General features: G+C 73.8%; 18 protein-coding genes. 13 read left to right on the forward strand and 5 right to left on the reverse strand.

Features of this window, described 5'->3' with window-relative positions:
- Nucleotides 1–73: 73 nt before the first annotated feature.
- The gene (locus tag Q0858_RS01655; protein ID WP_299050378.1) at nt 74–670 is read left to right on the forward strand and encodes a TetR family transcriptional regulator; all 597 of its coding nucleotides are present in this window, start codon (nt 74–76) and stop codon (nt 668–670) included.
- A 9-nt stretch (nt 671–679) separates the two neighbouring features.
- Here Q0858_RS01655 and Q0858_RS01660 read toward each other — a convergent pair whose 3' ends face one another.
- Together Q0858_RS01660 and Q0858_RS01665 are read right to left on the reverse strand one after the other, a co-directional pair.
- On the reverse strand, nt 680–1,060 hold the full coding sequence (locus Q0858_RS01660; RefSeq protein WP_299050380.1) for a DUF2256 and DUF3253 domain-containing protein: 381 nt from the start codon (nt 1,058–1,060) through the stop codon (nt 680–682).
- Nucleotides 1,057–1,812, reverse strand: coding sequence for a methyltransferase domain-containing protein (locus Q0858_RS01665; protein WP_299050382.1), 756 nt, complete (start codon nt 1,810–1,812; stop codon nt 1,057–1,059). Before Q0858_RS01665 ends, Q0858_RS01660 begins: the two co-directional genes overlap by 4 nt.
- Nucleotides 1,813–1,941: 129 nt before the next feature.
- Between Q0858_RS01665 and Q0858_RS01670 the strand changes: the two genes are divergently transcribed.
- The 7 genes from Q0858_RS01670 to Q0858_RS01700 all read left to right on the forward strand — a co-directional run bounded on the left by Q0858_RS01670 (nt 1,942) and on the right by Q0858_RS01700 (nt 8,677).
- Nucleotides 1,942–3,018, forward strand: coding sequence for an alpha/beta fold hydrolase (locus tag Q0858_RS01670; protein WP_299050383.1), 1,077 nt, complete (start codon nt 1,942–1,944; stop codon nt 3,016–3,018).
- Nucleotides 3,015–3,491, forward strand: a complete 477-nt coding sequence (locus Q0858_RS01675) for an MOSC domain-containing protein (protein WP_299050385.1) — start codon at nt 3,015–3,017, stop codon at nt 3,489–3,491. Before Q0858_RS01670 ends, Q0858_RS01675 begins: the two co-directional genes overlap by 4 nt.
- The gene (locus tag Q0858_RS01680) at nt 3,488–4,048 is read left to right on the forward strand and encodes an NTP transferase domain-containing protein (protein ID WP_299050387.1); all 561 of its coding nucleotides are present in this window, start codon (nt 3,488–3,490) and stop codon (nt 4,046–4,048) included. The genes Q0858_RS01675 and Q0858_RS01680 overlap by 4 nt, the downstream gene beginning before the upstream one ends.
- Nucleotides 4,049–4,058: 10 nt before the next feature.
- Nucleotides 4,059–4,961, forward strand: coding sequence for a MoxR family ATPase (locus Q0858_RS01685; protein ID WP_299050388.1), 903 nt, complete (start codon nt 4,059–4,061; stop codon nt 4,959–4,961).
- Entirely contained in the window at nt 4,958–6,139 is a 1,182-nt protein-coding gene (locus Q0858_RS01690) for a VWA domain-containing protein (RefSeq protein WP_299050389.1), read from the forward strand. Before Q0858_RS01685 ends, Q0858_RS01690 begins: the two co-directional genes overlap by 4 nt.
- Nucleotides 6,132–7,277, forward strand: coding sequence for an XdhC/CoxI family protein (locus Q0858_RS01695; RefSeq protein WP_299050390.1), 1,146 nt, complete (start codon nt 6,132–6,134; stop codon nt 7,275–7,277). The genes Q0858_RS01690 and Q0858_RS01695 overlap by 8 nt, the downstream gene beginning before the upstream one ends.
- Before the next feature lie 146 nt (nt 7,278–7,423).
- Nucleotides 7,424–8,677: a transcriptional regulator gene (locus Q0858_RS01700; protein WP_299050392.1), complete on the forward strand. Its 1,254-nt coding sequence runs from the start codon at nt 7,424–7,426 to the stop codon at nt 8,675–8,677.
- Nucleotides 8,678–8,681: 4 nt separating this feature from the next.
- Here the strand turns inward: Q0858_RS01700 and Q0858_RS01705 are convergent, their stop codons facing one another.
- On the reverse strand, nt 8,682–9,311 hold the full coding sequence (locus Q0858_RS01705; RefSeq protein ID WP_299050394.1) for a hypothetical protein: 630 nt from the start codon (nt 9,309–9,311) through the stop codon (nt 8,682–8,684).
- Nucleotides 9,312–9,396: 85 nt separating this feature from the next.
- Here Q0858_RS01705 and Q0858_RS01710 point away from each other — a divergent pair, with 85 nt between their 5' ends.
- Genes Q0858_RS01710 through Q0858_RS01725 form a run of 4 tightly spaced genes read left to right on the forward strand, consistent with a single transcriptional unit; the run spans nt 9,397 to nt 13,970 of the window.
- Nucleotides 9,397–9,873 carry a (2Fe-2S)-binding protein gene (locus tag Q0858_RS01710; RefSeq protein ID WP_299051721.1) on the forward strand — a complete coding sequence of 159 codons (477 nt, stop codon included), beginning with the start codon at nt 9,397–9,399 and terminating at the stop codon, nt 9,871–9,873.
- Nucleotides 9,870–12,341 (forward strand): xanthine dehydrogenase family protein molybdopterin-binding subunit, encoded by a 2,472-nt coding sequence (locus Q0858_RS01715; RefSeq protein ID WP_299050395.1) that lies wholly within the window; start codon nt 9,870–9,872, stop codon nt 12,339–12,341. The genes Q0858_RS01710 and Q0858_RS01715 overlap by 4 nt, the downstream gene beginning before the upstream one ends.
- On the forward strand, nt 12,338–13,192 hold the full coding sequence (locus Q0858_RS01720) for a xanthine dehydrogenase family protein subunit M (protein WP_299050397.1): 855 nt from the start codon (nt 12,338–12,340) through the stop codon (nt 13,190–13,192). The genes Q0858_RS01715 and Q0858_RS01720 overlap by 4 nt, the downstream gene beginning before the upstream one ends.
- A gap of 4 nt (nt 13,193–13,196) precedes the next feature.
- Entirely contained in the window at nt 13,197–13,970 is a 774-nt protein-coding gene (locus tag Q0858_RS01725; RefSeq protein ID WP_299050398.1) for an SRPBCC family protein, read from the forward strand.
- Between the two features lie 75 nt (nt 13,971–14,045).
- On the opposite strand, the gene Q0858_RS01730 is transcribed toward Q0858_RS01725, so the two are convergent.
- The gene (locus tag Q0858_RS01730; RefSeq protein ID WP_299051724.1) at nt 14,046–14,633 is read right to left on the reverse strand and encodes an alpha-ketoglutarate-dependent dioxygenase AlkB; all 588 of its coding nucleotides are present in this window, start codon (nt 14,631–14,633) and stop codon (nt 14,046–14,048) included.
- A 146-nt stretch (nt 14,634–14,779) separates the two neighbouring features.
- Between Q0858_RS01730 and Q0858_RS01735 the strand changes: the two genes are divergently transcribed.
- Nucleotides 14,780–15,568 carry a GntR family transcriptional regulator gene (locus Q0858_RS01735; protein WP_299050401.1) on the forward strand — a complete coding sequence of 263 codons (789 nt, stop codon included), beginning with the start codon at nt 14,780–14,782 and terminating at the stop codon, nt 15,566–15,568.
- Between the two features lie 449 nt (nt 15,569–16,017).
- Here Q0858_RS01735 and Q0858_RS01740 read toward each other — a convergent pair whose 3' ends face one another.
- Nucleotides 16,018–16,386 carry a hypothetical protein gene (locus Q0858_RS01740; RefSeq protein ID WP_299050403.1) on the reverse strand — a complete coding sequence of 123 codons (369 nt, stop codon included), beginning with the start codon at nt 16,384–16,386 and terminating at the stop codon, nt 16,018–16,020.
- Nucleotides 16,387–16,398: the final 12 nt, after the last annotated feature.

Raw genomic sequence — 16,398 nt, forward strand, 5'->3', positions numbered from 1 at the left:
CAGAAACCAAAATCTGTCAAGAAGATGGTTGACGGTCGAAGTGCTTGGGTCCGCTGGTGTAGACCTTCGACCCATGAGCGACAACGGACGAGGCGGCTCGTCCGGGCGGCGACGGGAGATGCGCGACCTCGCGCTCGACGCCGCCCGCGCGCGCGTCCTCGACCGCGGATGGGCAGCCGTCCGCATGGGCGAGATCGCCGCGGCCGTCGGCACGAGCCGCCAGACGCTGCACGCCGAGTTCGGCACGAAGGACGAGCTCGGCCAGGCGCTGATCCTGCGCGAGACCGCGGACTTCTTCGAGGCCGTGTCCGCGCGGCTCGACTCCCACCCGAGCACCGACGTCGGCGAGGTCGTCGCCTCGGCCGCCGAGCTCGCCCTCACGATGGTGTCGGTCAACCCCCTGCTGCAGGCCGTGCTCGGCGGCAACGACGAGGACCACGGCCTGCTCCCGCTCGTCACCAGCCGGGGCGAGCCCCTCGTCGTCCACGGCATCGAGCTGTTCGGCGCCTGGCTGCGACGCAAGGGCCCCGACCTCGAGCCCCGGGTCGCGGAGGTGGTGGTGGAGAGCACCGTGCGGCTGCTGATCAGCCACGCGGTGTCCCCGCTCCACGACGTCCCGCGGGCCTCGGCCGACCTCGCGATGCTGGTCAGGCTCGCTGCGGCGTCCTAGCCGGCGCTCCTACCGCGTGCGGCGGATCCGGATCGCGCCCTTCGCGGTGCTCGGGTCGACGACCGAGCCCTTCTGGGTGATCTCGACCTCGCCCGCGGCGACCAGCCGGCGTGCGGCCCGGCGGGCCGGTTCCATGAGGTCGCGCCAGCCGTCGTCCTCGCCCTCGTAGACCGTGCGGGCGGCGTCCGACGGGCAGATCGTCGCCCCGCCCTTCCGCTTCTCCAGCAGGGACAGGATCGTCGACTCGAGCGCCTCGTCGGTGGCGGTGACGCCGTGCTTGCGGCAGGCCGCTGAGCAGTAGCGGACGGAGTCCCAGTCGCGCTCCCACTTCTTGCGCCACTCGATGCGCCGGCCGCAGGAGGCACAGGTCTTGTCCTCGGGGGTGTTCATCCGCGCCTCGCCTCCAGGAGGAACCGACGGGTCGTGGCGACGACCGGCCCGCCGGCGCGGTGGAGGGCGCGGAGCGTGTCGGCGTGGGCGTCGACGCTGAAGTCCTGGGGGAGCTGCCACGGCATGCGGGAGAGGTACCCCAGCATCGTCGTCACGTCCGCGAAGCGGACCGACCCGGCCCAGTCCTCGGCCCGCTCGACGACCAGGCCGGCCTCCTGCGCACGGGCGGTGAGCGTCGCGAGGGTGACGTCGGGGTACGGCGCGCCCCCGCCGAACCACCCGGCCAGGTCGTCCATCTCGTGGCCGTCGACCTGCTGGGTGAGCAGCCGCCCACCCGGGCGCAGGACGCGGCGCACCTCGGCCTCGTCGTACGCCTCGTGCCGCGCCAGCACCAGGTCGAGCGAGCCGCCGTCGTACGGCAACCGGTCGCCGGCCTCGGCGTCGTACGCCCGGACCTCGACGCCGTGGGGCGCGAGCGCGGCCGCGGCGACCGGCAGGTTCGGCGCCCACCCCTCGGTCGCGTGCACCGTCGCCGGCCACGCGTCGCGCAGGCCGAGCAGCCACTCGCCGCCGCCGGTGCCCAGGTCGACCGCGACACGGCTCGACCCGAGCGCCTCCCGGGCGAGGTCGTCGTACGACCAGGGCGGGGAGTCGGTCGACACCCGGTCGCCGAGGTCCGCGAAGTCCCACCCCACGGGCTGCTCGGCCCACGCCGCCCGCCAGCCGGCGAGGAGGTCGTCGTCGCGGCTCACCCCTCCATCCTCCCGCCGTGACGAAGAACGAGACCCACGGCCCGATCCGGTCTCCTGAGGGCCTCCGGGCCGGGGCGGTCTCGTTCTTTCTCACGCCGACCGCGGGGACCGGCCGCCTAGATTGGCGGCGTGCGCCCCCGAACCCCCCTGGCCGGTCTCGCCGGGCTGGTCCTGGTCGCGACCGGGTGCAGCGCCGAGCCCGAGCCGGCCGCCGAGTCCTCCCCGTCGCCGGAGCCCTCGTCCTCGTCGACCACCGAGCCGTCACCCAGCCCGAGCGCCGAGCGGCCGGAACCGCCCGAGGAGCCGGACCTCCCGCCCGTCGACAGCCCCGTCTCCCTGCCCGCGGTCATGCGCGAGGAGGCCCGGGGCGAGCTCGACGGGAGCCGCCTGCGCCAGGGCGAGGTGATCGAGGAGACCGACGCCTACACCCGGTCGGTGGTCACCTACGAGAGCAGGGGACTCACGGTCTCGGGGATCCTGCTGCGACCGCGCGGCGACGGGCCGTTCCCCGGCGTGGTGCTCAACCACGGCTACATCGAGCCGTCGGTCTACGCGCCGGGCCAGGGCATGGCCCGCGAGCAGGACTACCTCGCCCGCGCCGGGTACGCCGTCCTCCACACCGACTACCGCGGCCACGCCAGCGGCGACCCGGCCTCCGACCTCGACCGCGAGTCCCGCCTCGGGTACGCCCGCGACGCCGTGACCGCCGTCCGGTCCCTGGCCCGCGAGCCGTACGTCGACGCCGACCGTCTCGGGATGGTCGGCCGGTCGATGGGCGGCGGCGTGACCCTCAGTGCGCTGGTGATCGCGCCCGACCTCGTCGACGCGGCCGTCGTCCACGCCAGCGTCAGCTCCGACTACGTCGACAACCTGCGGCAGTTCACCGAGCCGGGCCGGCCCGCAGAGGCCCAGGAGCTCTACGACGAGCTCGGCGGCCCGCCGTCCGAGGACCCGGAGCCCTACCGCCAGCTGTCGCCGCGGACCTACTTCGACCGGGTCAGCGACCCCGTCCTCGCGATCCACGGCGAGGTCGACGACACCTGCCCGCCGGTCTGGGCCGACGACACCCAGCGCGCCCTGAGGCGCGCCGGCGCCGACGCGCAGCTCGAGACCTACCCGGGCGAGGGCCACACGTTCTACGCCGGCTGGCAGTCGATGATCGAGCGCACCGACGAGTTCCTGACCAACCGGATGGGCGACGCATGAGCGCGCTGTTCGACGTCGAGGTCAGCACCACGATCACCGCGATCCACCTCGCCAAGGGCCGGCGGCTGCCCACGAAGGACGTCGAGCGGGCGACCGTCGAGACCCAGCGGGGGATCGTCGGCGACCGCTACCACGGCACCCGCCACCGCCACGTCTCCCTGCAGTCGCGCACCCAGCTCGACGAGGCGCAGCGGACGTACGGCGCCCCGATCGCCAGCGAGCTCACCCGCCGGAACCTGACGCTGGCCGACGGCGTGGTGCCCACCGCGCCCGGCACCCGGATCACGGTCGGGGACGGCGAGGACGCGGTGCAGCTCGAGGTCGTGCGCGTCGCCGCGCCCTGCAAGCTGCTCGACGACACCATCGGCCCCGACGCCCAGCACGCCCTGCGCCGCCGGGCCGGCACCATCTGCCGCGTCCTCGCCGGGGGCGAGATCGCCGTCGGTGACCCGGTCACCTGGACCGTCCCGTGATCGCCGCCGGACTGCTCCTCGCCGCCGGCGCCGGTCGCCGCATGGGCCGCCCCAAGGCGCTGGTCGACGACTGGCTCGCCGCCAGCCTCGGCACGCTCCGCGACGGCGGGTGCGGACCACTGACCGTCGTCCTCGGCGCCGCCGCCGACGAGGCCCGCGCCCGCGTGCCCGACGGCGTCGACGTCGTCGTCGCCGACGACTGGGCCGACGGCATGGGCGCCTCCCTGGCCGCCGGCCTCGCGGCGCTGGACCCCACCGACGCCGACGCGGCGCTGGTCCACCTCGTCGACCTGCCGGACGTCGGCGCCGACGTGGTCGCCCGCGTCCTCGCGGCGCCGTACGGGCCGACGACGCTGCGCCGCGCGGCGTACGACGGGGCCGCGGGGCACCCGGTCCTGCTCGGCCGCGACCACTGGGGCGGCGTCCGCGCGGCGGCCTCCGGCGACCGCGGGGCGCGCGACTACCTGCGGGTCCGCGACGTCGAGCAGGTGGAGTGCGGGGACCTCGCGGGCGGTGCTGACGTGGACACCAACCAGGAGCGAACCTCCCCGACCTAGAGTCACGCCCATGTCTGTCGCACCGCAGGTCACCCCTCAGGTCGCATCGGTCCAGGAGCTCAGCGCGAGGCTCGAGGCCACCGGGTACGTCGGGGACACCTCGCTCGCCACCACCGCCTGGCTGGCACTGGCCATGCAGCGTCCGCTGCTGCTGGAGGGCGAGCCCGGCACCGGCAAGACGTCGTTGGCCGAGTCGATCGCCGCGTCGCTGGAGCTGCCGCTGGTGCGGCTGCAGTGCTACGAGGGCATCGACGCCACGCAGGCGCTCTACGACTGGGACTTCCCCCGCCAGATCCTCCACCTCCGCGCGCTCGAGGCGACCGGCGAGAAGGCCGCGTCGGCGCAGGCCGCCGAGGAGGGGCTGTACGACGAGCGCTTCCTGCTCGCCCGCCCCGTGCTGGCCGCGCTGCAGCAGGCCCCCGCCGTCCTGCTGGTCGACGAGGTCGACCGCGCCGACGACGAGTTCGAGGCGTTCCTGCTCGAGGTGCTGTCGACCTACCAGGTCACGATCCCCGAGCTCGGCACGATCAAGGCCGCCGTGCCGCCGGTCGTGATCCTGACCTCGAACCGGACCCGCGACCTCCACGACGCCCTCAAGCGGCGCTGCCTCTACCACTGGATCGACCACCCCGGCCTGGAGAGGGAGGTCGCGATCGTCCGGTCCCGGGCGCCCGAGGTCTCCGAGACCCTCGCCCGCCAGGTCGTCGAGGTCGTGCAGGGCCTGCGCCAGGGGGGTGGGCTGCTCAAGCCGCCCGGCGTCGCGGAGACGCTCGACTGGGCGCGCGCCCTGCAGATGCTCGGCACCACCGACCTCGACCTCGAGGTCGCGGCCCAGACCGTTGGCGCGCTGGTGAAGTACCGCGAGGACACCGACCGGGTCCAGATGGCCCTGGACCGGATGCTCGCGGCGTGAGCACGCCGCATCCCGAGGCGCCCCTGCTCGACGCTGACGGCCTCCCCCTCGAGGTCCGCCACCCGGGCGACGAGGTGCTGCTCGCGTTCACCCGCGCCGTCCGCGCGTCCGGGGTGCCGGTGACGTCCGACCGCTCCCACGGGTTCCTGCTCGCGGCCTCGCTCCTCGACGCCGGCGACCGGGAGGGTGTCCGGCTCGCCGGGCGGGCGACGCTGTGCGCCGGCCCGGACGACCTCGAGCGCCACGACGAGGTGTTCGACGCCTGGTTCGACCCGCGGGGCGAGCTGCCCCGCCAGCGCGACCGGGCGGCGAGCAACGCGCCCCAGGTGAGCCAGCTGCCGGAGAAGGAGCCCGAGGCGGGGGAGGGCAGCGCGAGCGACGACGACGTGATCCGGGCCGCGGCCAGCGAGGTCGAGATCCTCCGGCACCGCGACGTCGCCACCCTCGAGCCGCTCGAGCGGGCCCGGCTGGAGGCGATGTTCGCCTCGCTGCCCTGCCGCGTCCCGCGCCGTCGTACGGCTCGGCACCGGGCGTGGCACCGCGGTCAGGTGGACGCGTCACGGACCCTGCGGGAGAGCCTGCGACGCATGGGCGAGCCCGGGCGGATCGCGTGGCGCCGCCGGTCGAGCCGGCCGCGCCGCGTCGTCCTGCTGCTCGACGTGTCCGGCTCCATGAGCGGGTACGCCGACGCGCTGCTGCGCCTGGCCCACCGGTACGTCGGGGCCACGCCGCCCGGGGCGTCGTACGGCGTGGAGGCCTTCACCGTCGGCACCCGGCTGACGCGGATCACCCGCGCCCTAGCCAGTCACCGCGACCCCAAGAAGGCCATCGAGGCCGCGGGCGAGGTCGTCCCCGACTGGTCCGGCGGCACCCGGCTGGGGGAGTCCCTGCAGGCCTTCACCGACCGCTGGGGCGCCGCCGGGCTGGCCCGCGGGGCGGTCGTCGTGATCTGCAGCGACGGGTGGGAGCGCGGGGAGGTCGACGTCCTCGAGGAACAGGTGGCGCGCCTGTCCCGTTACGCCCACCGCGTGGTGTGGGTGAACCCGCACCGCGGCAAGGCCGGCTACGAGCCGGTGCAGCGTGGCGTCCAGGCGGTCCTGCCGCACGTGGACGACTTCCTCGCCGGTCACTCGCTGGCGACGTACGCGGAGCTGGTGGAGGTGGTCGCCCGTGCGTGAGGTGCTGGACGAGCTGATGGAGTGGTACGACGCCGGCCAGGAGGTCGGGGTCGGCACCGTGGTCGCGACCTTCCAGTCGGCGCCGCGGCCCCCGGGCGCGTCGATGCTGGTGGGTCCCGACGGGACCGCCGTCGGGTCCGTCTCCGGCGGGTGCGTCGAGGGCGCCGTCTACGAGCTCGCGCAGGAGGTCACCGCCTCGGGCGAGCCCGTGCTGCAGCGGTACGGCGTGTCCGACGACGACGCCTTCGCCGTGGGGCTGACCTGCGGCGGGATCCTCGACGTGTACGTCGAGAAGGTGTCGCGCGCGACGTTCCCCGAGCTCACCGACGTCGCCGCCGACGTGGCGGCCGGTCGGCCCGTCGCGGTCGCCACCGTGATCGAGCACCCCGACCCCGCCCTGCTCGGACGCCGGATGTTCCTGCGTCCCGGCGGCCCCGGCGAGGAGCTGTCGGTGCAGGGCTCGTTCAGCAGCGAGCGCGCCGACGACGCCGTCCGCGACGACGCCCTCGGGCTGCTCGCCCAGGGGCGCAGCGAGGTCCTCGGCTACGGCCCCGACGGCGAGCGCCGCGGCGAGGGGATGCGGGTGTTCGTGTGGGCGCTGGCCCCGAAGCCGCGGATGCTGGTCTTCGGCGCCATCGACTTCGCCGCCGCGGTGGCCCGCGTGGGCTCCTTCCTCGGCTACCACGTGACGGTCTGCGACGCCCGCCCCGTCTTCGCGACCGCCACCCGCTTCCCCGAGGCCGACGAGGTCGTCGTGGACTGGCCCCACCGCTACCTCACGGCCGAGGTCGAGGCCGGACGGATCGACGGCCGCACGGTCATCACCGTCCTCACCCACGACCCCAAGTTCGACGTGCCGCTCCTCGAGGTCGCCCTCACGCTGCCCGAGGTCGCGTACGTCGGCGCGATGGGCTCCCGCCGTACCCACGACGACCGGCTGGAGCGCCTGCGCGAGAAGGGCCTGACCGAGGAGTCGATCGCCCGGCTCTCGTCGCCCATCGGCCTCGACCTCGGCGCCCGCACCCCCGAGGAGACCGCCGTCTCCATCGCCGCCGAGGTCATCGCCGCGCGCTGGGGCGGCACCGGCCGCCGCCTCGCCGCCACCGACGGCCGCATCCACGCCGACGCCGCGAGGTAGCCGAGTCGGCAGGAAGGTGCGCCCGAGAGGCGCCGAGTCGGCAGGCGCGGGGTCCACCGGTCGTCCGACCCGTGGAGGGGATGGGTGGCGTCGGCTACCGTGAGCGGCGTCACGTCCCAAGCGTCCGGAGGCCGACTGTGAGCTCGATGCCCGACCTCGCGCCCGGGGCGCCGGACCTCTCCCAGCGACGGCTCGCCGCGGTCAGCGCCTGGTCGCGCTTCGTCGAGCACGGCGACGCCGTCGAGCCCGTCGTCCGGCCCGAGATCCTCGGCAGCTGGCAGCGCTCCACCAGCGTCAGCCTCGACATCGGGGAGGCCCCGCTCGCGGACGAGGACGAGACGTCCTCGCTGTGGAAGGAGTCCCCGCTGCAGGTCGCGGTCGAGCGCGTCGAGGCGGACCTGCGCCGGACCGCCGAGGACGGCGACCTCGTGCTCGCCGTGACCGACCCGCACACCCGCGTCCTGTGGACGTACGGCGGCCGCGTGATGCGCCGCAAGGCCGAGAGCGTCAACTTCGTGGCCGGCGGCCGCTGGGACGACCAGTCCGTCGGCACCAACGCCCTGGACCTCGCCAACCGGCTGCTCGAGCCCTCCATGGTGTTCAGCGCCGAGCACTACGCTCCCCTCGTCCAGGACTGGGTCTGCTGGGCCGCGCCGGTCCACGACCCGGCCACCGGCCGTCACCTCGGCGTCATCGACCTCTCGACCACCTGGGACCGCACCCACCCCATCGGCCTCGCCACCGCCCGGGTGATGGCGCGCCTCATCGAGACCGCGCTGCCCCACTCGGCCCACCACCCGACGGCCACCGAGGAGACCGACGACCCGGGCCTGGTGATGACGCTGCTCGGCACCGCCGAGGTGCGCCTCGACGGCCAGCGCCTCCTGCTCAACCGCCGCCAGACCGAGATCCTCGCGCTGCTCGCCCTCCACCCCGAGGGCCTGAGCCTCGAGCAGCTCCACGCCCTCGTGTACGGCGACCAGGGCGTCACCTTCTCCACCCTCAAGGCCGAGGTCTCCCACCTCCGCTCGGCCGTCGGTGGCCAGCTCGCGTCGCGGCCCTACAAGCTGCTCATGCCGGTGAGCACCGACGTCGACCACGTCCTCGCCCTGCTGCGCCGCGGCCGGGTCGCCGAGGCCGTCGACGCGTACGGCGGCGACCTGCTGCCGGGCACCAACTCCCCGGCGCTCTCCGAGCTCGCCGAGTACGTGGCCGTCGCCGTCCGCGAGGCCCTCCTCGCCAGCCCCGACCCCGACGCGGTCCTGCGCTACGCCGAGCGCGCGCCGTACGACGCCGAGGTGGTCGAGCACTGCCTGGCCGTGGTGGGCCGCGAGGGCGCGGCCACCCACCCGGCGGTGCCGCTGCTCAAGGGCCGGCTCGCCGCCGCACGCGACCGCTGAGGCCTCACTCGACCGGCTCGCACCGCCCGGTGGAGAACGCCACGCTGTAGGCGTCCTCGGGAGGCGCGTACCCCTCGGGGCCGAGCGAGCCGTACGAGGTCCGCTCCACCACGACGCACGCGGCGGGGGAGGGCGGCGAGTCGTCGTCGACGTACCCGCTGGCGCGCTCGCCCAGCGTCAGCCGGCGGACCTCGAGGGACGTCCGGTCGACCGTCGGCGTCGCGGCCGCCGAGTCCTCCTCCGTCACGGGTGCCGGGAGCGAGGCCGACACGTCCTCGACCAGGACCCGGTCGCCGAGCAGGAGGCGCAGCTCGGCCTCCAGCCGGCCGCCGTCCAGCTCGTCGGCCGGGACGAGGTCGGTCACCAGCTCGGTCGCCTCGACGAGCTCGTCCGTCGTCGGCCCCACCTCCTCGACGGTCCGCAGGACCGCGAACGAGGCCACGAGCACCAGCAGTGCGAGGTTGCGCCAGAAGAGCAGGGCGTGGCCCCGCTCGGTCGGCCCGGCGGCGTCCGGGCGGAGGTTCCGGACGACCTTCCGGACGTACCGCTCGGGTCCCATGAGGACCGCCGTGAGCAGCAGGGTCGTGGACACCCAGAGGGCGACGAGGACGAGCACGGTGGGCAGTCTCCCCACCTCCGCACGCCTCCAACCTTCCGCCAACGTCACCGACCTAGGTTGCGCAGTGGTAACCCACGTCACATTGGATGGAGCGGTGCGAATGACCAGGATCACGATGATGGTCGACGGCGCGAAGGTCGCCGACGACGTCGAACCCCGCACGCTGCTCGTGCAGTACCTGCGGGAGAAGCTCGGCAAGACCGGCACGGTCGTCGGGTGCGACACCTCCAACTGCGGTGCCTGCACGGTGCACATGGACGGCACGAGCGTGAAGTCGTGCAACGTCCTCGCCGTCCAGGCCGACGGCGGTGAGGTCACGACCATCGAGGGCCTCGCCAACGGCAGCGAGCTCCACCCGGTCCAGGAGGCGTTCCGCGACTGCCACGGCCTCCAGTGCGGCTACTGCACGCCCGGCATGATCATGCAGAGCGTGGCGCTGCTCGAGGAGAACCCGAAGCCGACGGAGGCCGAGATCCGCGAGGGTCTCGAAGGCAACCTGTGCCGCTGCACCGGCTACCAGAACATCGTCCGGGCCGTGAAGCAGGCGTCCGGGCAGACCGAAGGAGTGACCGCGTGACCACGCTCGATGACCGTCCCGACGTCGCACCCGAGATCGGCCGCGACCGCCGCCGCAAGGAGGACCAGCGGCTGATCACCGGTCGTACCCGCTGGACCGACAACATCACCCTCCCGGGGATGCTGCACCTCGCGATGGTGCGCAGCCCCTTCGCCCACGCGACGATCACCGCGATCGACACCACCCAGGCGAAGGCCGCGACCAACGTCGTCGGCGTGTTCACCGCCGCGGACCTCGGCGAGAGCCAGGGCGTGCTGATCAACGCCTGGGCCATCACCGAGGACCAGGTCACCCCCACCCACCTCCCGATGGCCGGTGAGCGCGTCAGCTTCGCCGGCGAGATCGTCGCCGTCGTGGTGGCCCGCACGCAGGCCGAGGCCCGCGACGCCGCCGAGCTCGTCGACGTCGACTACGAGGAGCTCCCGGCCGCGCTGGACCTGAAGAAGGCCGCCGCCGACGAGGTGCTCGCGCACCCCGAGCTCGGCACCAACAAGTCGGCGTTCTGGCAGTTCGACTCCGAGGGCGCAGGCACCGGCGGCAACGTCGACGCGGCCATCGAGAAGGCCCGCACCGACGGCGTCGTCATCGAGCGCGAGTTCCGCCAGCAGCGCCTCATCCCGGCGTTCATGGAGCCCCGCTCCACCGTCGTGGACCCCACCGGCGAGCAGGTCACGATGTGGTCGGCGACCCAGATCCCGCACATCCTGCGGTTCGCGCTCGCCGCGACCACGGGCATGCCGGAGTCCAAGATCCGCGTCATCGCCCCGGACGTGGGCGGCGGGTTCGGCGGCAAGCTGCAGACCACGCCCGAGGAGTGGCTGACCTTCTGCCTGGCCAACCGCCTCGGCAAGCCGGTCAAGTACACCGAGACCCGCTCCGAGAGCCTGGTCTCCGCCCACCACGGGCGCGACCAGTGGCAGAAGCTGACGCTGGCGGCCGAGAAGGACGGCACGGTCACCGGCCTCAAGGTCGACCTGCTCGCCGACCTGGGCTCGTACGTCTCCCTCGTGGGTGGCGGCGTGCCGGTCCTCGGCGCGTTCATGTTCAACGCGATCTACAAGTTCCCGGCCTACCAGTTCAACTGCCAGACGGTCCTCACCAACAAGACCTGGACCGACGCCTACCGCGGCGCCGGGCGCCCCGAGGCGACGTACGGCATCGAGCGGATGATGAGCGAGCTCGCCGCCGAGATCGGCATGGACCCGATCGAGCTGCGCGAGAAGAACTGGATCAAGCACGAGGAGTTCCCGTTCACCACGGTGGCCGGGCTCGAGTACGACACCGGCAACTACGAGGCCGCCACGAAGCGGGCCCTGGAGATGTTCGGGTACGACGAGCTCCGGGCCGAGCAGAAGCAGCGCCGCGACGCCGGCGACAAGATCCAGCTCGGCATCGGCATCTCGACCTTCACCGAGATGTGCGGCCTCGCCCCGTCCCGCGTGCTCGGGTCGCTGAACTACGGCGCCGGCGGCTGGGAGTCCGCGACCGTGCGGATGCTCGCCACCGGCAAGGTCGAGGTCGTCACCGGCGCCTCCGCCCACGGCCAGGGCCACGAGACGGCGTTCAGCCAGATCGTCGCCGACCGCCTGGGCGTGGCCTTCGAGGACGTCGAGGTGCTCCACGGCGACACCCAGATCGCGTCCAAGGGCCTCGACACCTACGGCTCGCGCTCGCTGGTCGTCGGCGGCGAGGCGCTGGTCAAGGCCACAGACAAGGTCGTCGAGAAGGCCAAGCCCGTCGCCGCCCACCTGCTCGAGGCCTCGGTGGACGACATCGAGTTCTCGGGTGGCCGCTTCTCGGTCAAGGGCACCGACCAGGGCCTCGCGATCGGTGAGATCGCGGCGGCCGTGTTCACGGCGCACAACCTGCCCGACGGCATGGAGCCCAGCCTGGACTCCGAGGCGACGTTCGACCCGGTCAACTTCAACTACCCCCACGGCACGCACCTGTGCGCCATGGAGGTCGACACCGAGACCGGTGCCGTGAAGATGCGCAAGTACGTCTGCGTCGACGACATCGGCAACGTCATCAACCCGCTGATCGTCTCGGGCCAGGTGCAGGGCGGCCTGGTGCAGGGCATCGCGCAGGCGCTGTGGGAGGAGGCGGTGTACGACGACGCCGGCACGCTGGTGTCCGGCTCGTTCGTGGACTACCTGCTGCCCACCTCGGCCGACACGATGAACTACGAGATCGACCACACCACGACCCCGTCGATCACCAACACGCTCGGCACGAAGGGCGTCGGCGAGGCGGGCACCATCGCCTCGACCCCGGCGGTCGTCGGATCGGTCGTCGACGCGATCCGTCACCTCGGCGTCAACGACATCCAGATGCCCTGCACGCCCGAGCGGGTGTGGAAGGCGATCCAGGGCGCCGGTCGTGGCGGCGACTCCACCGAGGGTGCGGCCATGCCGCACTTCGACACCGACCAGCCCGGCACCGACAGCACGGAAGGAGCGGGCGCATGATCCCCGCACAGTTCGACTACCTCGCCCCGACGTCGGTCGAGGAGGCGCTCTCCGCGCTGGCCGAGCACGGAGACGACGCCAAGATCATCGCGGGCGGGCAGAGCCTGCTCCCGGTGCTGCGGCTGCGGCTCAACGCCCCGGAGATGATCATCGACCTCGGCAGGATCGAGGCGCTGCGGGGCGTGCGCGACGACGGTGACGCGATCGTCATCGGCGCGATGACGCCCCACGCGGCCGTGCAGAAGGACCCGCTGGTCGCCGAGCACGCCGCGCTGATCTCCCGGGCTGTCGACCACCTCGCCGACGCCCAGATCCGTCACCGCGGCACCTTCGGCGGCGCGCTGGCGCACGCCGACCCCGCCGGCGACCTCGGCGCCCCGGCGATCGCCCTGGGCTCGCAGTTCGTGATCGCGGGCCCGAGCGGCACCCGCACTGTCGACGCCGACGAGTTCTTCGTCGACCTCTTCGAGACCGCCATCGGCGAGGACGAGATCCTCACCGAGGTCCGCGTCCCGAAGCACACGGGCTGGGGGGCGCACTACGAGAAGTTCGTGCGCGTCGCCCACCAGTGGCCGATCGTCGCGGTCGCCGCGGCGGTCAAGGCGGAGGGCGGCACGATCTCCGAGGCCCGGGTGGGCCTGACCAACATGGGCAACACCCCGATCCGCGCCCGCGCGGTCGAGCAGGCCCTGGTCGGTCAGCCGGCGACCGAGGAGGCGGTGTCCGCCGCGGCGGCCCACGCCACCGAGGGCACCAACCCCCCGGCCGACCTCAACGGGGACTCCGACTACCGGCGTCACCTCGCCGGCGTCCTCACCCGGCGGGCCGTCCTCGCCGCCGCGGGGGCGTGATCGGGTGCAGCTGACACACGAGTTCACGGTGCCCGCCGGGATCGACGAGACCTGGCGGGTCCTGGACGACATCGAGTCCGTGGGGGCCTGCTTCCCGGGTGCCCAGGTGACCTCCGTCGAGGGGGACACCTTCCAGGGCACGGTGAAGGTGAAGCTCGGCCCGATCGCGCTCGTCTACTCCGGCACGGGCACGTTCAAGGAGAAGGACGAGTCGACCCACAAGATGGTCATCGAGGCCAAGGGCAAGGACAAGCGAGGCAACGGCACCGCGGGAGCGGACGTCGTGGCCACGCTGACCGAGTCCGGCCCCGCGGCCACGGTGGTCAGCGTGGTGACCGACCTGCAGATCACCGGCAAGCCGGCGCAGTTCGGCCGCGGCGTGATGCAGGACGTGTCGGACAAGCTGCTCGGCAAGTTCGTCGACTGCCTGGAGGGCAAGTTCACCGCTGAGCCGGAGCCCGCCGCGGCCCCGGCGACCGAGCCCGGTGCCGACGCCTCCGGCGCGGACGCCACGTCGGCCGCGCCTGCGGCCGCCGCGGCTCCGGCGGCGGCCGACGCCCGGGCCGGGGCGGACACCCAGGACGCCGTCGCCCCGGGGCCCCGCGCGGTCCCGAGCGCGGGGTCCGGCGCGTCGGGCGGGTCGCACCGCGCCGACGAGGACGAGGCGCTCGACCTGGGCGCCACCGTGATCCCGGTGCTGCTGAAGTCCTACGGACCTCAGCTCGCCGGCGGACTCGGCGTCCTCGCCCTGATCATCTGGCTGATCCGCCGTAAGTAGCAGCACCAGCTCGTACGCCGGCCCGTCACCGTCCGCGGTGGCGGGCCGTCGTGCGTCGTGCGTCGGTCGTCGGGCTCAGAAGACCCCGCGCGGCCGGAACTGCACCGAGACGCGCGGCCCGGCGTGCGCAGCCTTCGGGACGGCGTGCTCCCAGGTCCGCTGGCACGAGCCGCCCATGACGACCAGGTCGCCGTGGCCCATCTCGACCGACGTCGAGGGCCCTCCGCCGCGTGGTCGCAGCGCGAGGCGGCGGGGGTCGCCGACGCTGACGATGGCGACCATCGTGTCGTGGGTGGAGCCGCGCCCGATCGTGTCGCCGTGCCAGGCGACGGAGTCGCGACCGTCGCGGTAGAAGCAGCAGCCCGCGGTCGCGAACCGCTCGCCGAGCTCCTCGGCGTACATCGCGTCGAGGGCCTCCCGGGCGGCGGTCAGGGAGGGGTGGGGGAGCGGCTCACCCTCGCCGTACGTGTGCAGGAGCCGGGGCACGTCGACGACGCGGTCGTACATCTCGCGGCGCTCCGCCCGCCACGGGACGTCGCGGACGAGGGTCTCGAGGACGCCGTCGGGATCGGCCAACCAGGACCGTGCCACGTCGATCCAGGCCCCGTCGCCCAGTGCACGACGGTGCGCCCGAGCGGGTTCCGGGAGGGTCGCGGCGAACAGTGAGCCCTGGAAGTCCACGCCGCCACGGTAGCACTCGATCGAACAGGTGTTCGTCTGCGACCGAGGGGAACCTCAAGCCCTCGGATTACCCGCAAGAGACTCGCAAGGTCGGCTGATCTCCCGGGTGCCCGGCCTACATTTCCGCTATGACCTCCCTCCTCCCCGAGCGTCTCGCCGGAGCCCCCGCCGGGCCGCCCCGGGTCGACGGACGGACCGGGGAGGTCGACGCCGCCTCCTGCAAGCACGTCCAGGTCCGGGAGTACGTACGTAGCCTCGCCGACGGGCTCGCCCCCGGCGCGCCCATGCCGTCCGAGCGGGAGCTGGTGGCCCGCTTCGGGGTGGCCAGGATGACGGTGCGCCAGGCGCTCGACGTCCTGGTCGGCGAGGGGGTCCTCGAGCGGGTCCCCGGGCGTGGCACGTTCGTCGCCGAGCGCCGAGGGTCCGCGGAGGGCCTCCGCGGCTTCGGCCAGGAGATGGCCGGTCGAGGCATGCTGGCCGAGGCCCAGACCCTCCACGCGGTCCTGGCCCCGGCGACCCCGGGCGTCGCGCGGGCGCTCGCGGTGGGCCACGGGGAGCCCGTGTGGCACTGGCGCCGGCTCCGGCTCGCCGACGGTCGTCCCCTCGCCGTGGAGGACTCCTGGTTCGCCGCCTCCTCCCTGCCGGACTTCGACGCCGCCCGGCCACCGACCAGCCTGTTCGACGCCCTGGGGGCGCGGGGGCTGCGTCCCGTCGCCTCGGAGGACTCCGTCGCCGCGGACCTGGCCAGCCCCGCGGAGGCCCGCCAGCTCGGGATCTCCCGGGCGGCGCCGGTGCTCCGGGTCGCCCGCCGCGGCATGGTCGCCGGCCGCCCCGTCGTCGTCACCCGCACGATGTTCCGCGCCGACCGCTACACCTTCTGGTCCCGCCAGCTCGACGGCACGGCCGCGGAGGACTGAGACCGGCGCACAGCTGGTCGAGCAGCACGCGAGCGCAGCGCCCGTCGACAGGCTCAGGAACCAGCGTCGTCGAGGCCGTCGTACGGCGACCGGCGGCCGTGGTCTCGACGACGCGGACCCGCTGGCGCGAGTCTGCTGCTCGACCGACTGAGGAAGCTCTCGCTGGTCGAGCAGCACGCGAGCGCAGCGAGCGCGCGTCGTCGAGACCGTCCTACGGCGACTGGCGACAGGGTGTCGTCTGCGACCCACGCAGTACGTCACAGATGACACGCAGCTGCTGGGCCAGGCGGTCTCGACCACCTCACCCCGGAGGTCGAGGTGCGAGGAGCGCCGGCGACGAGCCACGAGACCCGGTGACAGGCGCGCTGCTCAGGTGGGGGGATCTCGTGGCTCGGGCCTGGCGGCCCTCACACCTCGATCTCCGGGAGCGCGTGCACGCGCGACGAGGCCTAGACGGGCCCGCCCCGGTCGCGGAGCTTGCTGAGGTCGCCGAGGCGGGCGACGACCGCGCCGGACTCCTCGCAGACCCACACGGGGTCCGGGCCGCCCAGCTCGGGGCTGATGTGCAGCGGGTGCTGCGGGCCGTCGTCGCACCCCTCGCAGAGCGGCCAGCGGCCCGTCTGGTCGAGGAGGGCGTCCTGGACGTCCTGGGCGACGAGCCCCGCGACGTACTGCGCGCCCTCCGGCCACTGGGAGACCCACCAGCGGCGTGAGGCCACGGCGTCCTCGAGGGCGGAGACGGCCCACGGGTCGGCCATCCGCCTGGCCTCCAGGTCCGCCAGCACCCGCGCACGGGACTCCAGCACCACGTCCTCCACCTGACCATCATG

Source organism: uncultured Nocardioides sp. (assembly GCF_947489365.1).
In the GTDB taxonomy this organism is placed as follows: domain Bacteria; phylum Actinomycetota; class Actinomycetes; order Propionibacteriales; family Nocardioidaceae; genus Nocardioides.

Coding starts and splice junctions, on each gene's coding strand:
- Q0858_RS01700 (WP_299050392.1), top strand. CDS start 7,424: ATGCCCGACCTCGCGCCCGGGGCGCCGGACCTCTCCCAGCGACGGCTC.
- Q0858_RS01675 (WP_299050385.1), top strand. CDS start 3,015: ATGAGCGCGCTGTTCGACGTCGAGGTCAGCACCACGATCACCGCGATC.
- Q0858_RS01660 (WP_299050380.1), bottom strand. CDS start 1,060: ATGAACACCCCCGAGGACAAGACCTGTGCCTCCTGCGGCCGGCGCATC.
- Q0858_RS01685 (WP_299050388.1), top strand. CDS start 4,059: ATGTCTGTCGCACCGCAGGTCACCCCTCAGGTCGCATCGGTCCAGGAG.
- Q0858_RS01710 (WP_299051721.1), top strand. CDS start 9,397: ATGACCAGGATCACGATGATGGTCGACGGCGCGAAGGTCGCCGACGAC.
- Q0858_RS01720 (WP_299050397.1), top strand. CDS start 12,338: ATGATCCCCGCACAGTTCGACTACCTCGCCCCGACGTCGGTCGAGGAG.
- Q0858_RS01655 (WP_299050378.1), top strand. CDS start 74: ATGAGCGACAACGGACGAGGCGGCTCGTCCGGGCGGCGACGGGAGATG.
- Q0858_RS01735 (WP_299050401.1), top strand. CDS start 14,780: ATGACCTCCCTCCTCCCCGAGCGTCTCGCCGGAGCCCCCGCCGGGCCG.